Origin of the sequence: Mariniradius saccharolyticus AK6 (assembly GCF_000330725.2) — a bacterium.
Classification (GTDB): Bacteria; Bacteroidota; Bacteroidia; order Cytophagales; family Cyclobacteriaceae; genus Mariniradius; species Mariniradius saccharolyticus.
Map to the genome: position 1 here is coordinate 1 of NZ_AMZY02000008.1, position 16,547 is coordinate 16,547.

Here is a 16,547-nt window from a genome sequence, read left to right on the forward strand (position 1 = left end):
TTGTCAACCTATATCAGGCATGCACACTTTGTACATCGTACTTGGTACTTGGTACCCATCTCGCTTCTCGTTTCTAGCCTCCCGCTTCTTGATTCTTGTGTCTTGATTCTTGTGTCTCATATCTCAAATCTCCCATCTCCGCTAATTCCTAATAATCATCCTCATTCCCCCAGGTCCGCTTTGGGCACCCATTTTTTCCATTTGCTCCTTGACCATGGCCTGATAGGCCTCCTCGGTAAGTTCCTCGCCGCCTTTTGGCTCCTTCAGTTCGTTTTTCTTCAAAGCCCGCAAATCGAGCTTGTCAGCAGTGATCAGCATTTCCCCTTCATTGACATCTACCTCCAAAATCAATCCCGGCAATCCATGGAAACCTTCAGGACCTATCGGAATTCTCAGGTCCTCGGTATACCATGCACGGACTTTGCGCTGGTTTTCATCCGTGTAGCTCGCATCCTTGCAGGCATAGCCGAGCAATTGTTTGGTCTCGGAACCTAGCTTCCAAGGAATCCGCTTTGGCTCCTTTTTGATGATGTACTTTTTGCCCATAAAATCCCGCAATTGCGTCATCAGGTCCGCATCCCGGTTGAGGTAGGTTTCGTTTTGGAGTACCATGCGGATTGTTCTCATACCGCCGCCAGGCGCCGTGCCGGTCCAAGAACCTCCCCCGCCGTTGTCAAACGGATTCTCGTCCGCTGGAAGGGGCTTGAAAAGGCTTTCCATCTCATTGAACAAAAGTTGGTTTTGCACCGAGTTGAATTCCGGGATCATTTTTTTCATTTCCTCCTGGTCAGGTGGGATGCGCTTGTGCATGTTGATTTTGGTGGTGTACGTGATCACACCTTGCTTAACTTCCTCGGTAATGAAGCTTAGCGACAAACAAGCAAAAACGGCTAATAGGTACTTTTTCATGGCTTTCGAATTTTGGATGGCCCAAAGATATGAGGGCGGAAATTCCTACTAGGTTAATCAACCTGAATACAAGGTTAATTAAGGTTAATGGAGCGGCGCATTGCTTCCAAAAGCCAATATCTTTGTTCCATGCATGAAAGAAACCGGATCTATTTGGGCTTGATGATCAGCAGCATCGTGATTTTGTTGCTCCTCCAAGTGGCTTGGCTGCGATCGGTCAACCGCGGCCAAAAAGCAGCGTTTAGGCAGGAAACCTCGCTATTGCTCAAGAGCACCGTGACGGCCCTTATGGATTCTCTTTTTCTCAAAGACCTGAGACCTTCGGGTTTTCCACCTCTGCCTGGCATCGGAAGGCCAGATAGTATGATGAACGGGATGGTATGGAGTGATACAACCCGTATCATACATATTGATTTTATTGGTGATTCAAGCAAGGTGAAGGAAGCCAATGATATTCATCCTGCGAATATCCAACGGATAAGGGTAATATCGGGTAGGTCTGCAGAAGCTGCAGATTCTTTGAAAATCAACCTTAGACCGCTGGTGCAGGGCGTTGATACCCTGAAGTCGGTAAATTCATTCATCTTTCGCCTGAATGAAGAAACTGTAAATGCGGACGTCGTGCAAGAGGCTTTCAATGAGGTCCTGAGAAACAACGCATTGCCAACTACAGCGAAAATCAGAAAGGCCAGGAGACACGAGCAATTCGAAGAATTGACTGAGAAAACGATTATCCTCGAGGAAGTCCCCGTTCCTCCGGGCAGCAAAATCCAAGCTTATTTCGAGGATGTCGAGGGTTTCTTTTGGAGAAACCTGCTCCCACACTTGGTTTTCTCCTTGCTTGTGCTGGGATTTATCGGCGGCTCGCTCCTGATCATGTATCGAAATATGATCAAGCAACAGCAGCTCAACCTGCTCAAAAACGACATCATCAGCAACATAACCCACGAGCTCAAAACCCCCGTCGCGACTGTTTCGCTGGTGTTGGAGTCGCTGGAGAACTTTAGTGCCAAGGACCAGCCTGAGACCAGGAAAGAATACCTCCAAATCGCCAAAAACGAACTCAAAAGGCTGACTTCGATGACCGAAAAGATCCTGAACTCCACCGTTCACGGACAAAGAAGTGGCGCGCACATGGAACCGGTAGATTTGGAGAAGCTGGTCAAGGAAAACGTCAATACCCTGAAACCAATCCTCGAATCCGAAGGATTTGATTTTGAATTGGACCAAAAAGGGGTTGCTTTTGTCGTGCAGGGTCAAGCTGAACAGCTCTCGATGGTCATCTTCAACCTGCTGGACAATGCCATCAAATACAGCAAGGAGACCAAGAAGATCAAGGTCACCCTCAGTGAACAGGGAAATTTTGTCTCGCTCAGTGTCGAGGACAAAGGCATAGGAATTCCTGAGGGCTACCAAAAGGAGATTTTCGGGAAATTTATACGTGTGCCCCAAAAGGACATCCATGATGTCAAGGGCTATGGCCTCGGCCTTGCCCAAGTCGCCGAGGTCGTCAAAGCCCACGGCGGCAAGATTTCTCTGGAAAGCCAAATCGGCCAAGGTTCCGTTTTCACCATCAAACTGCCGAAATCATGACCAAAATCCTCTATGTGGAAGATGAGCCTGCCTTGGGCAAGATCGTGAAAGAAAGCCTTCAAAGCAGAAATTACCAAGTGGCCATGGCCGAGGATGGATTGGCGGGATTAAGGCTTTTTTCCCAGGAAAAAGTCGATATCTGCGTCCTGGACATCATGTTGCCAAAGATGGATGGCTACACGCTGGCCGCTGAAATCCGCAAAACTGCCCCGCACATGCCGATCATCTTCCTGACCGCCAAAAGCCAGGTCGAGGATGTAGTGAAGGGTTTCCAAACGGGTGGAAATGATTATCTCAAAAAGCCCTTCAGCCTCGAGGAACTGATCGTGCGTATAGAAAACCTGCTCGCTTTGACCAAGGGTCAAAAGTCCGAAAACAAGCAGGAAATCGTTTTTGGGAGCTATGTCTTCAACCCAGCCAAATTTGAACTCCGCAACGACAAGGGCGATATCAAGCGGCTATCCTACAAGGAGGCCGGCATCTTGATGCTATTGCTCGAAAATGCCAACCAAACGATCGAGAGAAAGGAAATCCTATTGAAGCTTTGGGGAGACGACAGTTTTTTCAATTCACGGAACCTCGACGTCTACATCACCAAACTGCGCGACTATCTCAAATCCGACCCCCAAGTCCAAATCATCACGATCAAGGGGATTGGGTATTATTTTTCGTTCTGAGCTTGGTTTTGTGATTTACTATAGTTTGCTCTGGGACACCCCCTAAATTTCACCCATCCACTGATCAAAAACCATCCGGCGCGTCCCCTCCTATTCGCCAAAATTCCCTTTCTTTGCCACTGAAATTTTTACAGCCAATTATGAAAATCATTGCCATTGGCCGCAACTACGCGGAGCATATCGAGGAACTGAAAAACGAGCGCCCATCGGCCCCGGTGGTCTTCCTGAAGCCGGATACGGCCCTGCTCAAAAACAACGCGGCTTTCTACCATCCCGACTTTTCACAAAACATCCACCACGAGGTCGAACTCGTGCTCAAGGTCTCCAAGGAAGGCAAGAATATCCAAAGGCAGTTTGCCCATCGGTACTTCGACGAGATCGGCATCGGCATCGACTTCACGGCACGTGACCTGCAGGATACCTGCAAGGCAAAAGGCCTTCCTTGGGAAATCGCCAAGGCATTTAACGGCTCGGCGCCCGTGGGGGAATTTCTACCCTTAAGCCGTTTTGCGAAGTTTGACGACATCAATTTCCACCTCAAGATCAACGGCCAAGTCCGGCAAAAGGGCAATACGGCCATGATGCTGTTTGATTTTGGCACGATCATCGAATATGTGTCCAAGTTTTTTACCCTGAAAAAGGGCGACCTGATCTTCACCGGAACGCCCGCGGGGGTTTCCAAAGTACAGATTGGAGATCGCTTGGAAGCGTTTATTGAAGACGAAAAACTGTTGGATTTTGAAGTCAAGTAGCTTTCTCTTTATCATCCTGCTCGCGGTTCCCTTTTGGCTTCAGGCCCAAAGCAACTATCTGTTTCCTGTCAAGCCAGGGCAGACCAACCTCCTCTCAGGGAATTTCTCCGAGATCCGCCCCAACCATTTCCACTCGGGCATTGATGTGAAGATCGGTGGCGTCGACGGAGAACCCATACTCGCGATCGAAGATGGCTACGTGTACCGCATCAAACTTTCTACGCTCGGCTACGGCAACATCGTCTATATCAAGCATCCCAACGGGCAATCCTCGGTGTATGCCCATTTGCGCAACTTTTCGCCCAAGATCCAGGAATTCATGCGGCAGGAGCTGTATGTGGCGGAAAAGAACGAGTTGGAAGTTTTCCCCGATCCCTCCTTCTTGCCTGTCAAACGTGGGGAAGTGATCGGAAACGGAGGAAATACGGGCAGCTCGGGTGGCCCGCACCTGCACTTCGAGATCCGTGACAGCCTCGACCGGGCAATCGATCCCTTTTCATTCAATTTCAAGGAATATACCGACAAGACCGCTCCCGTACTTTACAAAGTGGCTTTGAGACCATTGGATGCCCAAGCGCGGGTCAACGGAAAGTTCCAAAGAATGGAATTTACGCCCGTATTGGAAGGCGGAAGGTACATCCTGAAATCACCCGTGAAAATCAGTGGACGCGTGGGCTTGGAAGTACATGCCATCGACAAGATGGACATGGTATCCAATGTCTTTGGGGTACCGACTTTTGAAATGAGTGTGAATGGCAACAAACATTTCCGCGTGCACCTGGACCACCTCGACTTCAACAAAGGACGGTTTTTCCTGACCCACATGCACCAAAACCGGTTTATCCGTCTCTATCGCTATCCCAACAACCAATTGGCAATCTACAGCCCCGATACGACTTATGCCGGCGCCATCGAGGCCCGCATCGGGGAAAGGAAGGATATCAGCGTTCTGCTGCAGGATTACTTTGGCAATTCACGGACATTGAAACTACAAGTGGTAGGTGAAAAAGCACCTGAAATCATCGGTTCTACGGCACCAAGCCCCAACAAAACCACCAAGGTCTCCTACGAGCGGGAGACCATGGTCATCGAAACGGGGAGTTCGGAAGCCGGTACCTTGGCCAAGGTCTTTGTACGCAGTCAGGAGATGGAAATTCCCCCCGCCTACACCGCCGATGGGCGCAGGACCTATCTTTGGGATATGTACTTTGGGGTTCCAGATTCGATTGACCTTTGTACCGAAATCATCAAGCCGCAGGCAATCGTGCGGATACCTTTTGGTGAGGAATATTCCTTCGCCAACCGGGATGTGGAAATCAATTTCGCCGAAAATGCGCTTTTGGATGATCTTTTCCTAAGGGTGGACCACGGCAGCAATGGAAATGGCCCCACTTTGAAGATCAACAGCTCTTCCGAATACCTCCGCAATCCGATCGAGGTACTGATGCGCGATACTGGTTTTTCGGGCGACAAAACCACCACCCATGTGTACCATCTGGCCGACAATGGCCGAAAAACCTTCGTGGGCGGCCAATGGGAATCCGACAATATTCGGTTCAAAACCAGAAATTTTGGTACTTTTGTGCTCGATTTTGACCGGACCAAACCGAGCATTTCTCCCGTGCGGGTAAATGCTTCCGAAATGAGATTCATCATCAAGGACGACAAATCGGGAATAAAGGATTTTGAGGCGCGTGTCGATGGGAAATGGGTGCTGATGCGGTACGAACACAAGCAAAATGTCATTTGGTCCGAAAAATTGGATAAACAACCTTTCAAGGGAGAAGTTCTATTGAAAGTGCGGGACCAAGCCGGCAACGAGGCCGTCTACCGTACCAAAATCCAATAATCCTAAACCTCAAATTTTCAACATCATGTCACTTACAGTAGGAAGTCCAGCCCCAGCTTTTGAAGCCAAAGACCAAAACGGCAACACCATCAAGCTTTCTGATCTCAAGGGAAAAAAAGTCATCCTTTACTTCTATCCAAAAGACAGCACGCCCGGTTGCACAGCCCAGGCATGCAACCTGCGCGATAATTATGATGCCCTGATCAAAGCGGGCTATGTGGTCCTAGGCGTGAGTTCCGACTCAGCAAAATCACACCAGAAATTCATCGCCAAAGAAAACCTTCCTTTCTCCTTGCTCGCAGACGAAGACCTCAAGGTCCACGATGCCTATGGCACTTGGGTCGAAAAATCCATGTACGGACGCAAGTATATGGGTACCGCACGGACCACCTTTGTGATCAATGAGGCGGGCATTTTGGAAGAAATCATCGAAAAAGTAGATACTAAAAACCATACCAGCCAAATCCTCAAATAATCCCAGCCCAATGCAACAAGTTTCAATCGATCAACTCCAAAAAATCTCTTCCCAAGTCAGAAGGGACTGCCTAAGGATGGTACATGCCGTCCAATCCGGGCACCCCGGCGCGGCACTCGGCCTGACAGAGTACTTCGTGGCGCTGTTTTTCAAGGAAATGCAGCACAACAACCAATTCGACATGGATGGAAAAGGCGAAGACCTCTTCTTTCTGTCAAACGGCCACGTGTCGGCCCTTTGGTACAGCGTCCTTGCCCGAAACGGGTATTTTTCTACCGAGGAACTCGGAACCTTCCGCAAGATCAACTCAAGGCTTCAGGGCCACCCGGCGACCCACGAAGGCTTGCCAGGGGTACGAATTGCCTCAGGTTCCCTTGGACAGGGACTTTCCGTGGCCATCGGCGCTGCGCAAGTGAAGAAACTCAACCAAGACGACAAGCTTGTCTATGTGGTCATGGGTGATGGCGAGCAGCAGGAAGGTCAGATTTGGGAGGCAGCGATGTATGCGGCGCACCACCATGTCGACAACATCATCGCAGCGATCGATTACAACGGTCAGCAAATCGACGGTCCAACCAAAAAAGTCATGGACCTCAAGGACCTCAAGGCCAAATGGGAAGCATTTGGATGGGAAGTGATCAGCATCGAAAAAGGAAACGATATGGCCGCCGTGTTGGAAGGTTTGGCAAAGGCCAAATCCATGACTGGAAAAGGAAAGCCAGTCCTGATACTCCTGCATACCGAGATGGGCTACGGCGTTGACTTTATGGTCGGCACCCACAAATGGCATGGCGTGGCCCCAAGCGATGCCGAACTGGAAAATGCTTTGTCACAATTGGAAGAAACTTTAGGCGACTACTGAGATGGAAAAGACTTTGGATCTGAAATTTACCTACACCGAAAAGAAAGATACCCGATCCGGATTCGGGGACGGATTGCTCGAGGCAGGCCGCAAAAACCCCAACGTGGTTGGTCTCTGTGCCGATCTCATCGGTTCACTGAAAATGGGTGCCTTCCAAAAGGAATTTCCCGATCGGTTTTTCCAAGTGGGAATCGCCGAAGCCAATATGATCGGTCTCGCGGCCGGGATGACGATTGGAGGGAAAATCCCCTTTACGGGAACTTTCGCCAACTTCTCCACCGGACGCGTCTATGACCAAATCCGTCAATCCGTGGCCTATTCGGACAAAAACGTGAAGATTTGTGCTTCGCATGCCGGACTTACCCTTGGTGAGGACGGTGCCACGCACCAAATCCTCGAAGATGTCGGTATGATGAAAATGTTGCCACATATGACGGTCATCGTCCCTTGCGATTACAACCAAACCAAGGCTGCAACCTTGGCCCTCGTAGACCATGTGGGTCCGGCGTATTTGCGCTTTGGACGCCCTGTATGGCCGATCTTTACGCCCGCCAACCAGAAATTCGAAATCGGGAAAGCCTGGAAGATGATCGAGGGCAAAGACGTCACCATCTTCGCTACGGGACACTTGGTGTGGGAGGCAGTAGTCGCGGAGGCAATGCTGCGCGAGGAAGGAATCTCAGCCGAGGTGATCAATATCCATACCATCAAGCCTTTGGATGAAGAAGCTATCCTGGCTTCTGTGGCCAAAACCGGCTGCGCGGTTGCTGCTGAAGAACACCAAATCAACGGTGGCCTTGGAGATAGCATAGCGCAAGTGTTGGTAAGGAATCATCCCGCACCATTGGAATATGTCGGCGTCAATGATTCCTTTGGCGAGTCCGGCACCCCTACCCAACTGCTGGAAAAATACGGCCTGAACGCTGCCAATATTGTCAAGGCTGCGAAGCAGGCAGTTTCAAGAAAATAACAATTCCGAAAGCAGATTTTCAAAACCCTGAAGGATTATGCTTCAGGGTTTTTTTACTGCCTTCAATTCGATAAAATTTCCCATATCCACTTGATAGACAGTGAAAACGCCGCTATCTTTTCACAAAAAAATGACATCCGATGCTGACAATCAAAATTGAACAAGAGATGGCAAAAGAATTGGATTTCCTTGCGAAACGAAAGGGAATCTCGACGCTCGATGTTGTGTCGGATGCACTCGCGTTTTACATCAAAACAGAGAGAAAAAAGCTATCCGCCTACGAACTCGGCAGAGACCTGTTTGAGATTGGGGAGATTGCAAAAACAGATTTGTCAGTTAAGGTCAAAGAAAACGTCAAGGTGGGTCTTACCAAAAAACACAACCAATGACGATTACATGATGGTTTCCAATGTGCAGCATCTAGCCTAAATTTTCCACCTTGTCAATTTATCAGCTATTTTTAGGGCAGTTATATCAAATTGCTTCCTGAAATCAATTATCAAACCTTTATTGATCGATGAAAATCCAACTGACCTTTTCCGCCCTTCTCCTCGCCTTTGTGATGGTTTGGGGAAGCAGCTCCGATAACTTTTTCAAAAGGCTGTTTGGTTCGGCAAATCGGACTACCAATTTCCAAGAAAATCCAGTTCCGGTCCAAGCCCAAAAGGAAAACCAAGTCGGCGTATTCTTCATGCCATCCTGGAACCTCTCCCCTGACCCCAACGTCGACATCGATAGCTTTTGGTCTTGCCTGATCAACAACGACAACTGCGGCCACACCCACAATACAGGCATGTGGGGACCAAAAGGCAGAATTTTCAACGCACAATATCCCTATGAGGGCCCATTTCTAGAACGCAAGCCCATCAAGGAACTTGGCGGCTTTTACAAACGCAACGACCCGAGGGTAGCTCGGAAACAATTGGAATACATGAAATCCTATGGCATCGATTTCTTTGCCTATGACTGGTTTTTTGGAAGGCATTACTATTACCATTTGAACTTTGGCCCTCAATCCAATATCTACTATCCCAAAAACTGGCGCACCGATCCTACCAAAAGCGGCCGCGTGGCAGTACCAGGCGTAGAGGAATGGATCGAGCAATTGGATGTGCTATTGGCCGAAAACGCAAAGCTTCCAGAGTCCAAGCAAATGAAGTGGGCTATCAACTGGTGTGACGACAGCCATGAAAAATGGATGCTTTGGTTGGATGTGGGAAGTCCTGCAAGTATATCAGCCGGCAGAAATTACCGTGGTGAGGCGCCTACGAAGCAGCTTTTCCTCCAGGTCCATGACAAGATCACGCAACTCTGGATGGACAAGTACTTCAAAAGAAAAGATTATCTACGCGATCCTGACGGCCGTCCAATTGTGTATCTGTATTTCCCGCAGGATTTGGAGTCAAGGGCAGCCTATTATGGGATAACAATGAAGGAGCTCCTCACCCGCTCACAGAATATGGCAAAGTCGGCAGGGTACGGTGGCATCAAGTTCATTGCCGTCACTGCAGGCCCGATGATGCAGCATGAGATGCTGTATGCACTGCCTACGAGATGGCGTCCGACCAATCCCCGGGAGCCTTGGAGAGGCGGCGAGTATACCGACAAGCTATTGCTGCAGGATTACAATCCAAGGCTCAAAGCAATGGGGTTTGAAGGAAACACCACCTACGTCTATCACATGTTTGAAAAGCAGCACAACCGGAGCTATGCAGACATGCGCGAAACCTACCGCCTGCATTGGGAAAAATGGTCTGAACTCTACAAAGATGACCCGAATTTCGAATACCAAGTTCCTGTTGCGATGGGTTGGGATATGCGGCCGATGGGCGGGACATGGCCACAGCCTACCGGATTCCCCAGCGAGCCGGACAAAGACCGCGTCCACAGTACCAAGGCCACCTTCAAGGCCAAATTACTCGATGCCCAAAAACATTCCGCCAAATACCGGGCAACCAATGGCAACACGATCATGATTTGCTGCTGGAATGAGTACCTCGAGGGGAATTACATCGAGCCAACCGAAGGACATGGTTTTGACTACCTCGAGGCGATTCAAGAGGTGTTCGTAAAAAAATGAGTTTCCAGTGATGCCGGAAACTCATTTTTAAAAAAACTTCAGCATGAACTGGAACACCTATTTTTTCATGTAGGTGTCGCGGATTGCCTTAAACTCTGAACCCTCTTTCCACTGGGGCCATACTTCCGAGTTGACGAGCCTTTGACCCACGTGGAAGTACAAGTCAATTTCCTCCAAAGCTGCCTCCAAATCCCAATCGCCTGGCTTGTAGCCATCAGAGGGCTTGTGGTAGTGATTTGTGATATAGTCCTGTTGAGCTTTCAAGCCAAATTCTTTCCCTTTTTCGGCATGGTCAATGCCTGTCCCGAAGTACAAAGCCGGTACCCCAACCTTGGCGAAATTGAAGTGGTCGGAGCGGTAATAGTACCCGGCTGAAGGTGTCGGCTCAGGGGCGCTGTACCTTCCCCTTTTCTGAAGTTCGTCTTCCAGCAGGTCCTCCAAGTCCGACTGTCCGGGGCCTATCAGTGATACGTCTTTCATTTTTCCGATGTGGTTGACGCCGTCGATATTGATATTGGCAATGGTTCGCTCTTTGGGGAAAATCGGATTTTGGGCATAATAGGCAGAACCCAACAACCCTTGTTCCTCGGCCGTCACCGCGAGCATCACGACCGAGCGCTCAGGTTTGTTTTCATTGAATGCCTTTCCCAAAGCCATCAATGCAGCGATACCGCTGGCATTGTCCAAGGCGCCGTTGTAGATGCTGTCACCGGACGCATCAGGCTTGCCGATTCCCAAATGGTCCCAATGCGCTGTATAAACCAAGTATTCATTGGGTTTTTTAGTGCCTTCTATCATCGCAATCACATTTTTGGAAACCGCATAACTTGCAGTGACGGTCATCGAACTGCTCGCCTTCAATCCCAACGAAACCGGTTTGAAGCCTTTGACCTTGGCCTGTGCAAGCATTTCATCCCCGTTCATCCCTGCCCATTCAAAAATCTGCTTGGCTGTAGGCAGCGTCACCCATCCCTCAAAAGTAGCTTTGTAGATGTCTTTTCCCCGATTGTCGAGGTAAAGTTTACTCCCGTTCCAGCTATTTTGGACCACATTGAATCCGTAACCGGCCGGTTCGGTATCGTGGATAATCAGCGTGCCGAGTGCACCCTGCCGAGCAGCTTCCTCCAATTTGTAGGTCCAGCGCCCATAGTAAGTCATTGTGTTTCCTTTGAACAAATCTGTTGACGTACTGCCAAATCCCGGATCGTTGACGATGACCATCACGATTTTTCCCTTGACGTCCAGGTTTTCGTAGTCGTTCCAGCCGTATTCGGGCGCCACGATGCCATAGCCTGCAAAGACGATTTCGGCATCCTCAAAAGCGACCAATGAATCGGTCCGCTGTGTCCAAAGGACATAGTCCTTAAGGCCTTCCAAGGTGTAGTTACCGCCTTGTGACTTTATCGACATGGTAGGTGCGGGCGTTGTCTTGATGGATACCAAGGGCACATCCTGAAAATAGGAATCCCCGTTTCCCGGCTTCAAGCCTAGTTTTTTGAATTCGGATTCGATGTATTGGACGGTTTTTGTTTCACCTTCGGTAAATGGCATGCGCCCCATCATTTCGTCCGCCGATAGCGCAATGACGTGCGGTTCAAAGTCTGCGACTTGAAACTGCTGCTTTTTTTCAGTATCAGTTCCGCAGGCGAGGGTCAGCAGAGTGCCAAGAGCAAGGAAATGTGATGTGTATTTGAGTTTCATATTCAATGTTGATTTTGTCCAAACTTAGGAATTTTTTCGCCAAAGCACACAGCGTATTTCGCCGGAAGGATGGCCTCGCATCTCTGTCCGCTGAGTCACTTATTCACCATCGGTATTTGTCACCCAACCGATCTAATCCGGTACCTATCACGCTCTCGGTGAAGATGTGGCGCGATTTATTTAACTTCGGAAAAAATCCATCACATGAAAACAGCGCTTCGTATCCTGCTAGCTCTCGCGATTGTATTGGCAATCGTGTACATGCTCGGACCAAAATCCAAAATTGAGGAACTTGGAGGGGAGTACCCCAGCGTTCCGACGCGATTGGGGGAAATCGAGGCATTTGTCGCTCAAAAAGAAGACACCGTCAAGGGTCTTAAACCAGGCAACAAGGCTGAAATCGTGTGGGCAGATAGCTTGGACAGAAGCAAGACACGCTATTCGATTGTCTATGTGCACGGCTTCGGAGCCAGTCAAATGGAGGGGTTTCCAGTGCACCGCGAGGTAGCCAAGCATTTTGGTGCGAACTTGTATTTGGTAAGACTTCCCGAACACGGCATTGATCGGGAAGATGGATTCAGGCATTTGACTGCCCAAAAGCTGGTTGATGAAGTCAGGCAGGCCTATATGGTTGGAAAAAGCCTGGGCGATTCAGTAATAGTTATCGGTACCTCAATGGGGGGTGCGCTGAGTTTAGTATTGGCTTCGGAAAGGCCGGATATGAAGGCACTGGTACTTTATTCACCCGCCATTGAAGCGAAAAGCAAGACACTGGAAGTGTTTTTCCAGCCATGGATGGGCTATTTGGCTGAAAATTTCCAATATGAAAATGGCACGTTGGTCAACAAAAGAGAAGGAGAAAAAGCAAAATACTGGTCAGAACAATACCATATGAACGCCTACCGTAGCCTTGCCGTCCTCATCAAAAGCAAAATGAATGCGACCACCTTCAACAAGGTAGGACAGCCGCTTTTTCTTGGCTATTACTACAAAAATGAGCAAGAGCAGGATGATGTGGTTTCCGTACCGAAAATGTTGGAAATGTTTGATCAAGTATCCACCCCAACCGAGCTGAAGCGGAAGGTAGCATTTCCCGAGACCGGAGACCACGTGATCGCTTCCCAAATCACCTCCAAGGATTGGCAATCCGTCAGGGACGAGACCATCAGATTCTTGGAGGAAGTCGCAGGTATACCGGTTCCAATGAAAACCGAAGTTATTGAAAACCAACAAGATTGATATATGAGTTTAAAAAGGTTGAGAAATACAATTTTCTTTTTGATCTCGGTCACGATGCTGTTCCCATTGCCGGGATTTGGTGGCATTGATCGGACAGACGTAAATCCTACAGGAGATACCGTTTATACTTTTCCTTTTCACATGGACAACAAACTTTTGGTTTTCGAAGGGGAGATCAATGGCGTGCCGACTCTATTTGCCTTTGATACCGGGGCTGGAATGGGATTGGCGGGTGAAGGTTTCAAGGCGGATGGCAGATTTTCCGGAAACGCGGGCAAGATCAAAATGCGCGATTCCAACAACAAGGTCCAAAAAGTCAAAATGGCCAAATCAAAGCGTTTCAAGATAGGAGGATTTGAGTTTGAGGACATCAAGAGCCTCGTCGTGGATATGCCATTCTTGTCCTGCATGGACTATTATCTTCTTGGGGCGGATGTCATTCGACAGCTTAATTGGGAAATAGACTTCGACAAAATGCTGGTCCGAGTATCAAGATCCCCTTTTTCCCTGACAGAAAATGGCTTGACTTTCCCGGTCGAGTTTATCGGAAATCGGCCCCACGCAAAGTTGTCTTTTTCAGGCAACGAATTTGAAAAAGTATTGGTCGACTTTGGCTACACGCAAATACTCAACTTCCCCATGGATTTTGATGAAAAGTCGGATTTTATTGAGCAAAAGGAAGCGGACCAAAAAATCAATCCCTACATGGGCTTTTCCATGGGCGCGCTCAGCACGGCAACCAACCTTACCTATGCCATCATCTTGGACAGTCTGCAGGTTGGGGAGCAAATGGTTTATGGTATTCCGGCTGATTTTGAAGAAAACACCACCGAAAAAATCGGCATCAAGTTCTTTTCGACACTGAGTTCACGTACGATCCTGAACAACACCGAAGGCATATTTCACCTTGCGTTGCGTCCGCAAGAGGTCGTATTTGAAAGCCCTACCCACATGAATTTCAATTTTCAGGACGGAAAGATCGTCCTAGCGGGCAAACCCTTGGGAAGGGTTCCACAAGACGCCATGTTGGAATTGGGCGAGGAAATCGTTGAGTTGAACGGAAAGCAAGCCTCTGATTTTGGGGATTTTTGCTCATTTATTTCATGGCTAAGTCAATTAGGTTCCGCTGAAATCAAGATCAAGAAAATGGATGGAAGGGAGTTGTTTTTCGAGAAGACACCATTGAAATAAGGAATTAAACCTTCCATAAATTTCAAATTCACTTTGCAAACAAGATGGAGCGCTATAACGGTGTACTTACTTTTCAAGCCAGCAACCAGGAAGAATGGAGAAAATGGCTTCATGAAAACCACCTCAAGGAAAAATCCATTTGGTTGATCATTTACCGAAAGGAAAGCGGCATACCCTCTGTTTACTATCCAGAAGCGGTGGATGAAGCACTTTGCTTCGGCTGGATCGACAGCAAGCCCAACAAACGGGATGAAGTAAGCTATTACCAGTTCTTCTCGAAACGAAATCCGAAAAGCAAATGGTCAAAAGTCAACAAAGATAAGATCGAGCGGCTGGTCAAAGAAGGACGTATGCATCCGGCAGGTACTGCGATGGTGGCATTAGCTAAGGAAAAAGGTACATGGTCAGCATTGGAGGAGGTAGACCAACTCATCCTTCCAGCAGACCTCGCGGCGGAATTCGACAAGAACCCCCAAGCGCTGTCTTTTTGGGAACGGTTTTCTAAGTCTTCTAGGCGCGGTATCATGGAGTGGATTCTCAACGCCAAAAGACCTGAAACCAGAAACCAAAGAATCGAGGAAACTGTGAGATTAGCAGGCGAAAACAAGAAAGCAAACCAATATATTCCCAAGACAAATTCCTGAGCTTTCCAACCTGCTGAAATCAGTTTTCTGATTTCAAACCTTATATTGGCACACTTAAAGTAATTTTCAGCTATTTTTATTAAATCATTGATTACCAGTGATCAAAAAATCTAACATCAAAACCACAACACCATGAAACTTGGCGCATTTTCGATCAGTCTTGCCGTGAAAAACATCGCGGCCTCCCAGCAATTTTACGAGAAGTTGGGCTTCACCAAGTTGGGTGGAGATGTCCAGCAAAAGTGGCTTATTTTAAAAAACGGCGACGCGGTTGTCGGCCTTTTTGAAGGCATGTTTGAAAAAAACATCATCACCTTCAATCCAGGATGGGATCAAAACGCCCAAAATGTCGATCCGTTTGACGACGTAAGAACCATCCAAAAACACCTGAAAAACGCCGGCATATCATTGACGGGCGAAGCTGACGAGAACAGCACCGGACCTGGCTACATCACGCTGACAGATCCTGATGGCAATGATATCCTAATAGACCAGCACCGGTAGGTTGACAACTCCGAATATTTTTGAAATGACACGCGGAACCTCTTGTTCACGCTAGACGCTGCGTAGAATCAAAATGCCACCTGCTGCAACATCTCGGTAAGAGCACTTCCGATAAGGGGTGCAATGATGGCAAAAAGCACCTGAAAATTCTTGCTCAATGTGCCTCCAAGCACCATTTTTGAATGTTCTTCAGATTGCAAACCCATATCACCCGCTGTTTGCTTCATCTCCAAAAGAATTTGGTTCAAGTGAAAATGGGTAGGCAAATAGATGATTGCGAGGAAAATTGTGAATACCAAGCCGTATGCGTAAATGAATTCAGAAGGGAAAATATTCGCGTTTACAACTGTAAATTGACCTTGAATCGCCTGATGTAGCACGGAAAGCGCCACCACGGACAACATGATCAGGATCGAAATCACGCCAAGTAGTACGTTAAGGTTGTCATCCAATAGTTTGAGTTTTGAAAACCTTTGCATCGCGGACTGATCCTCACCCAAAAGAACCCTAGGCGCACAAAAATTGATCAACAGGATCCCATAGGCAGCAAAAGAACCCGTCAACACCACAATGGTAATCATCACTTCAATAGCTTTGGGATCAAAAAATAGTATTTTGAAGTCCATCATCAACTGAACTGCCGACAGCAGTTTTCCGGATCCTTCGCCTGAACTTACATACAAAACCAAGACAAAAAACACTAAAATTCCGGCAATACTCCCAAATACAGCTTTCCAGGAAATACCAAAAATCCTGATCAGATACGCCGACCTTCCGATGGACAGTGGCACCGAACCCAAAGCCAATCCAAACAGAATCGAAAAAACCAAAGCCCAAACCATTAACTTGGGGTTGAGGTTGTAGGCTAGCAGCTTTGAATCCATTTGAACGACCGGTTTGTTGGCAGTGATCGACTGGGTCGTATCAGGTAGTTGGTAAAAACTTGCCAGCTGGAGATTGGTATCGATCTCCAACTGGAATTTAGCATGTGTGGCAGCAGGTGGCTTTATCTGTCGATTGATCGCATAGATAGACAGGACAAACCCAAACAGCACCAAAGCCATTGCCATAATCGGCCATGAATTGGCTGCCTTCATATAA

General features: G+C 48.1%; 16 protein-coding genes. 13 read left to right on the top strand and 3 right to left on the bottom strand.

The window, feature by feature from the left end; all coding sequences use genetic code 11:
* Positions 1–141: 141 nt before the first annotated feature.
* A complete protein-coding gene (locus C943_RS06735) occupies positions 142–909 on the bottom strand; it encodes a GLPGLI family protein (RefSeq protein ID WP_081610456.1) in 768 nt (255 codons plus the stop codon).
* A 129-nt stretch (positions 910–1,038) separates the two neighbouring features.
* Between C943_RS06735 and C943_RS21305 the strand changes: the two genes are divergently transcribed.
* The 9 genes from C943_RS21305 (at position 1,039) to C943_RS06780 (ending at position 10,167) form a co-directional block, all read left to right on the top strand.
* Positions 1,039–2,502 (top strand): sensor histidine kinase, encoded by a 1,464-nt coding sequence (locus C943_RS21305; protein WP_008625740.1) that lies wholly within the window; start codon positions 1,039–1,041, stop codon positions 2,500–2,502.
* A complete protein-coding gene (locus C943_RS06745; protein WP_008625742.1) occupies positions 2,499–3,179 on the top strand; it encodes a response regulator transcription factor in 681 nt (226 codons plus the stop codon). The genes C943_RS21305 and C943_RS06745 overlap by 4 nt, the downstream gene beginning before the upstream one ends.
* A 140-nt stretch (positions 3,180–3,319) precedes the next feature.
* The gene (locus C943_RS06750) at positions 3,320–3,931 is read left to right on the top strand and encodes a fumarylacetoacetate hydrolase family protein (RefSeq protein WP_040479435.1); all 612 of its coding nucleotides are present in this window, start codon (positions 3,320–3,322) and stop codon (positions 3,929–3,931) included.
* The gene (locus C943_RS06755) at positions 3,918–5,780 is read left to right on the top strand and encodes a M23 family metallopeptidase (protein ID WP_008625744.1); all 1,863 of its coding nucleotides are present in this window, start codon (positions 3,918–3,920) and stop codon (positions 5,778–5,780) included. Before C943_RS06750 ends, C943_RS06755 begins: the two co-directional genes overlap by 14 nt.
* A 25-nt stretch (positions 5,781–5,805) precedes the next feature.
* Complete coding sequence (gene bcp, locus C943_RS06760) at positions 5,806–6,255, top strand: thioredoxin-dependent thiol peroxidase (RefSeq protein ID WP_008625745.1); 450 nt, start codon at positions 5,806–5,808, stop codon at positions 6,253–6,255.
* A gap of 10 nt (positions 6,256–6,265) precedes the next feature.
* Positions 6,266–7,117 carry a transketolase gene (locus tag C943_RS06765; RefSeq protein WP_008625746.1) on the top strand — a complete coding sequence of 284 codons (852 nt, stop codon included), beginning with the start codon at positions 6,266–6,268 and terminating at the stop codon, positions 7,115–7,117.
* Position 7,118: 1 nt separating this feature from the next.
* Positions 7,119–8,087, top strand: a complete 969-nt coding sequence (locus C943_RS06770; RefSeq protein ID WP_008625747.1) for a transketolase family protein — start codon at positions 7,119–7,121, stop codon at positions 8,085–8,087.
* Between the two features lie 140 nt (positions 8,088–8,227).
* Positions 8,228–8,476, top strand: coding sequence for a ribbon-helix-helix protein, CopG family (locus C943_RS06775; RefSeq protein WP_008625748.1), 249 nt, complete (start codon positions 8,228–8,230; stop codon positions 8,474–8,476).
* A gap of 128 nt (positions 8,477–8,604) precedes the next feature.
* A complete protein-coding gene (locus C943_RS06780) occupies positions 8,605–10,167 on the top strand; it encodes a glycoside hydrolase family 99-like domain-containing protein (RefSeq protein ID WP_008625751.1) in 1,563 nt (520 codons plus the stop codon).
* A 57-nt stretch (positions 10,168–10,224) separates the two neighbouring features.
* On the opposite strand, the gene C943_RS06785 is transcribed toward C943_RS06780, so the two are convergent.
* Positions 10,225–11,868, bottom strand: coding sequence for a M28 family metallopeptidase (locus C943_RS06785; RefSeq protein WP_008625758.1), 1,644 nt, complete (start codon positions 11,866–11,868; stop codon positions 10,225–10,227).
* Positions 11,869–12,072: 204 nt separating this feature from the next.
* Between C943_RS06785 and C943_RS06790 the strand changes: the two genes are divergently transcribed.
* From C943_RS06790 to C943_RS06805, 4 genes are all read left to right on the top strand, one after another.
* Positions 12,073–13,107: an alpha/beta hydrolase gene (locus C943_RS06790; RefSeq protein WP_008625769.1), complete on the top strand. Its 1,035-nt coding sequence runs from the start codon at positions 12,073–12,075 to the stop codon at positions 13,105–13,107.
* 3 nt (positions 13,108–13,110) lie between these two features.
* A complete protein-coding gene (locus C943_RS06795; RefSeq protein WP_008625771.1) occupies positions 13,111–14,298 on the top strand; it encodes a retropepsin-like aspartic protease in 1,188 nt (395 codons plus the stop codon).
* A gap of 44 nt (positions 14,299–14,342) precedes the next feature.
* Positions 14,343–14,942, top strand: coding sequence for a YdeI/OmpD-associated family protein (locus tag C943_RS06800; protein ID WP_008625773.1), 600 nt, complete (start codon positions 14,343–14,345; stop codon positions 14,940–14,942).
* Positions 14,943–15,074: 132 nt separating this feature from the next.
* Positions 15,075–15,446 (top strand): VOC family protein, encoded by a 372-nt coding sequence (locus C943_RS06805; RefSeq protein WP_008625775.1) that lies wholly within the window; start codon positions 15,075–15,077, stop codon positions 15,444–15,446.
* Between the two features lie 68 nt (positions 15,447–15,514).
* Here the strand turns inward: C943_RS06805 and C943_RS06810 are convergent, their stop codons facing one another.
* Positions 15,515–16,543 (bottom strand): hypothetical protein, encoded by a 1,029-nt coding sequence (locus C943_RS06810; RefSeq protein ID WP_008625777.1) that lies wholly within the window; start codon positions 16,541–16,543, stop codon positions 15,515–15,517.
* Positions 16,544–16,547: the final 4 nt, after the last annotated feature.

Coding starts and splice junctions, on each gene's coding strand:
- C943_RS06735 (WP_081610456.1), bottom strand. CDS start 909: ATGAAAAAGTACCTATTAGCCGTTTTTGCTTGTTTGTCGCTAAGCTTC.
- C943_RS21305 (WP_008625740.1), top strand. CDS start 1,039: ATGCATGAAAGAAACCGGATCTATTTGGGCTTGATGATCAGCAGCATC.
- C943_RS06745 (WP_008625742.1), top strand. CDS start 2,499: ATGACCAAAATCCTCTATGTGGAAGATGAGCCTGCCTTGGGCAAGATC.
- C943_RS06750 (WP_040479435.1), top strand. CDS start 3,320: ATGAAAATCATTGCCATTGGCCGCAACTACGCGGAGCATATCGAGGAA.
- bcp (WP_008625745.1), top strand. CDS start 5,806: ATGTCACTTACAGTAGGAAGTCCAGCCCCAGCTTTTGAAGCCAAAGAC.
- C943_RS06765 (WP_008625746.1), top strand. CDS start 6,266: ATGCAACAAGTTTCAATCGATCAACTCCAAAAAATCTCTTCCCAAGTC.
- C943_RS06770 (WP_008625747.1), top strand. CDS start 7,119: ATGGAAAAGACTTTGGATCTGAAATTTACCTACACCGAAAAGAAAGAT.
- C943_RS06775 (WP_008625748.1), top strand. CDS start 8,228: ATGCTGACAATCAAAATTGAACAAGAGATGGCAAAAGAATTGGATTTC.
- C943_RS06780 (WP_008625751.1), top strand. CDS start 8,605: ATGAAAATCCAACTGACCTTTTCCGCCCTTCTCCTCGCCTTTGTGATG.
- C943_RS06785 (WP_008625758.1), bottom strand. CDS start 11,868: ATGAAACTCAAATACACATCACATTTCCTTGCTCTTGGCACTCTGCTG.
- C943_RS06790 (WP_008625769.1), top strand. CDS start 12,073: ATGAAAACAGCGCTTCGTATCCTGCTAGCTCTCGCGATTGTATTGGCA.
- C943_RS06795 (WP_008625771.1), top strand. CDS start 13,111: ATGAGTTTAAAAAGGTTGAGAAATACAATTTTCTTTTTGATCTCGGTC.
- C943_RS06800 (WP_008625773.1), top strand. CDS start 14,343: ATGGAGCGCTATAACGGTGTACTTACTTTTCAAGCCAGCAACCAGGAA.
- C943_RS06805 (WP_008625775.1), top strand. CDS start 15,075: ATGAAACTTGGCGCATTTTCGATCAGTCTTGCCGTGAAAAACATCGCG.
- C943_RS06810 (WP_008625777.1), bottom strand. CDS start 16,543: ATGAAGGCAGCCAATTCATGGCCGATTATGGCAATGGCTTTGGTGCTG.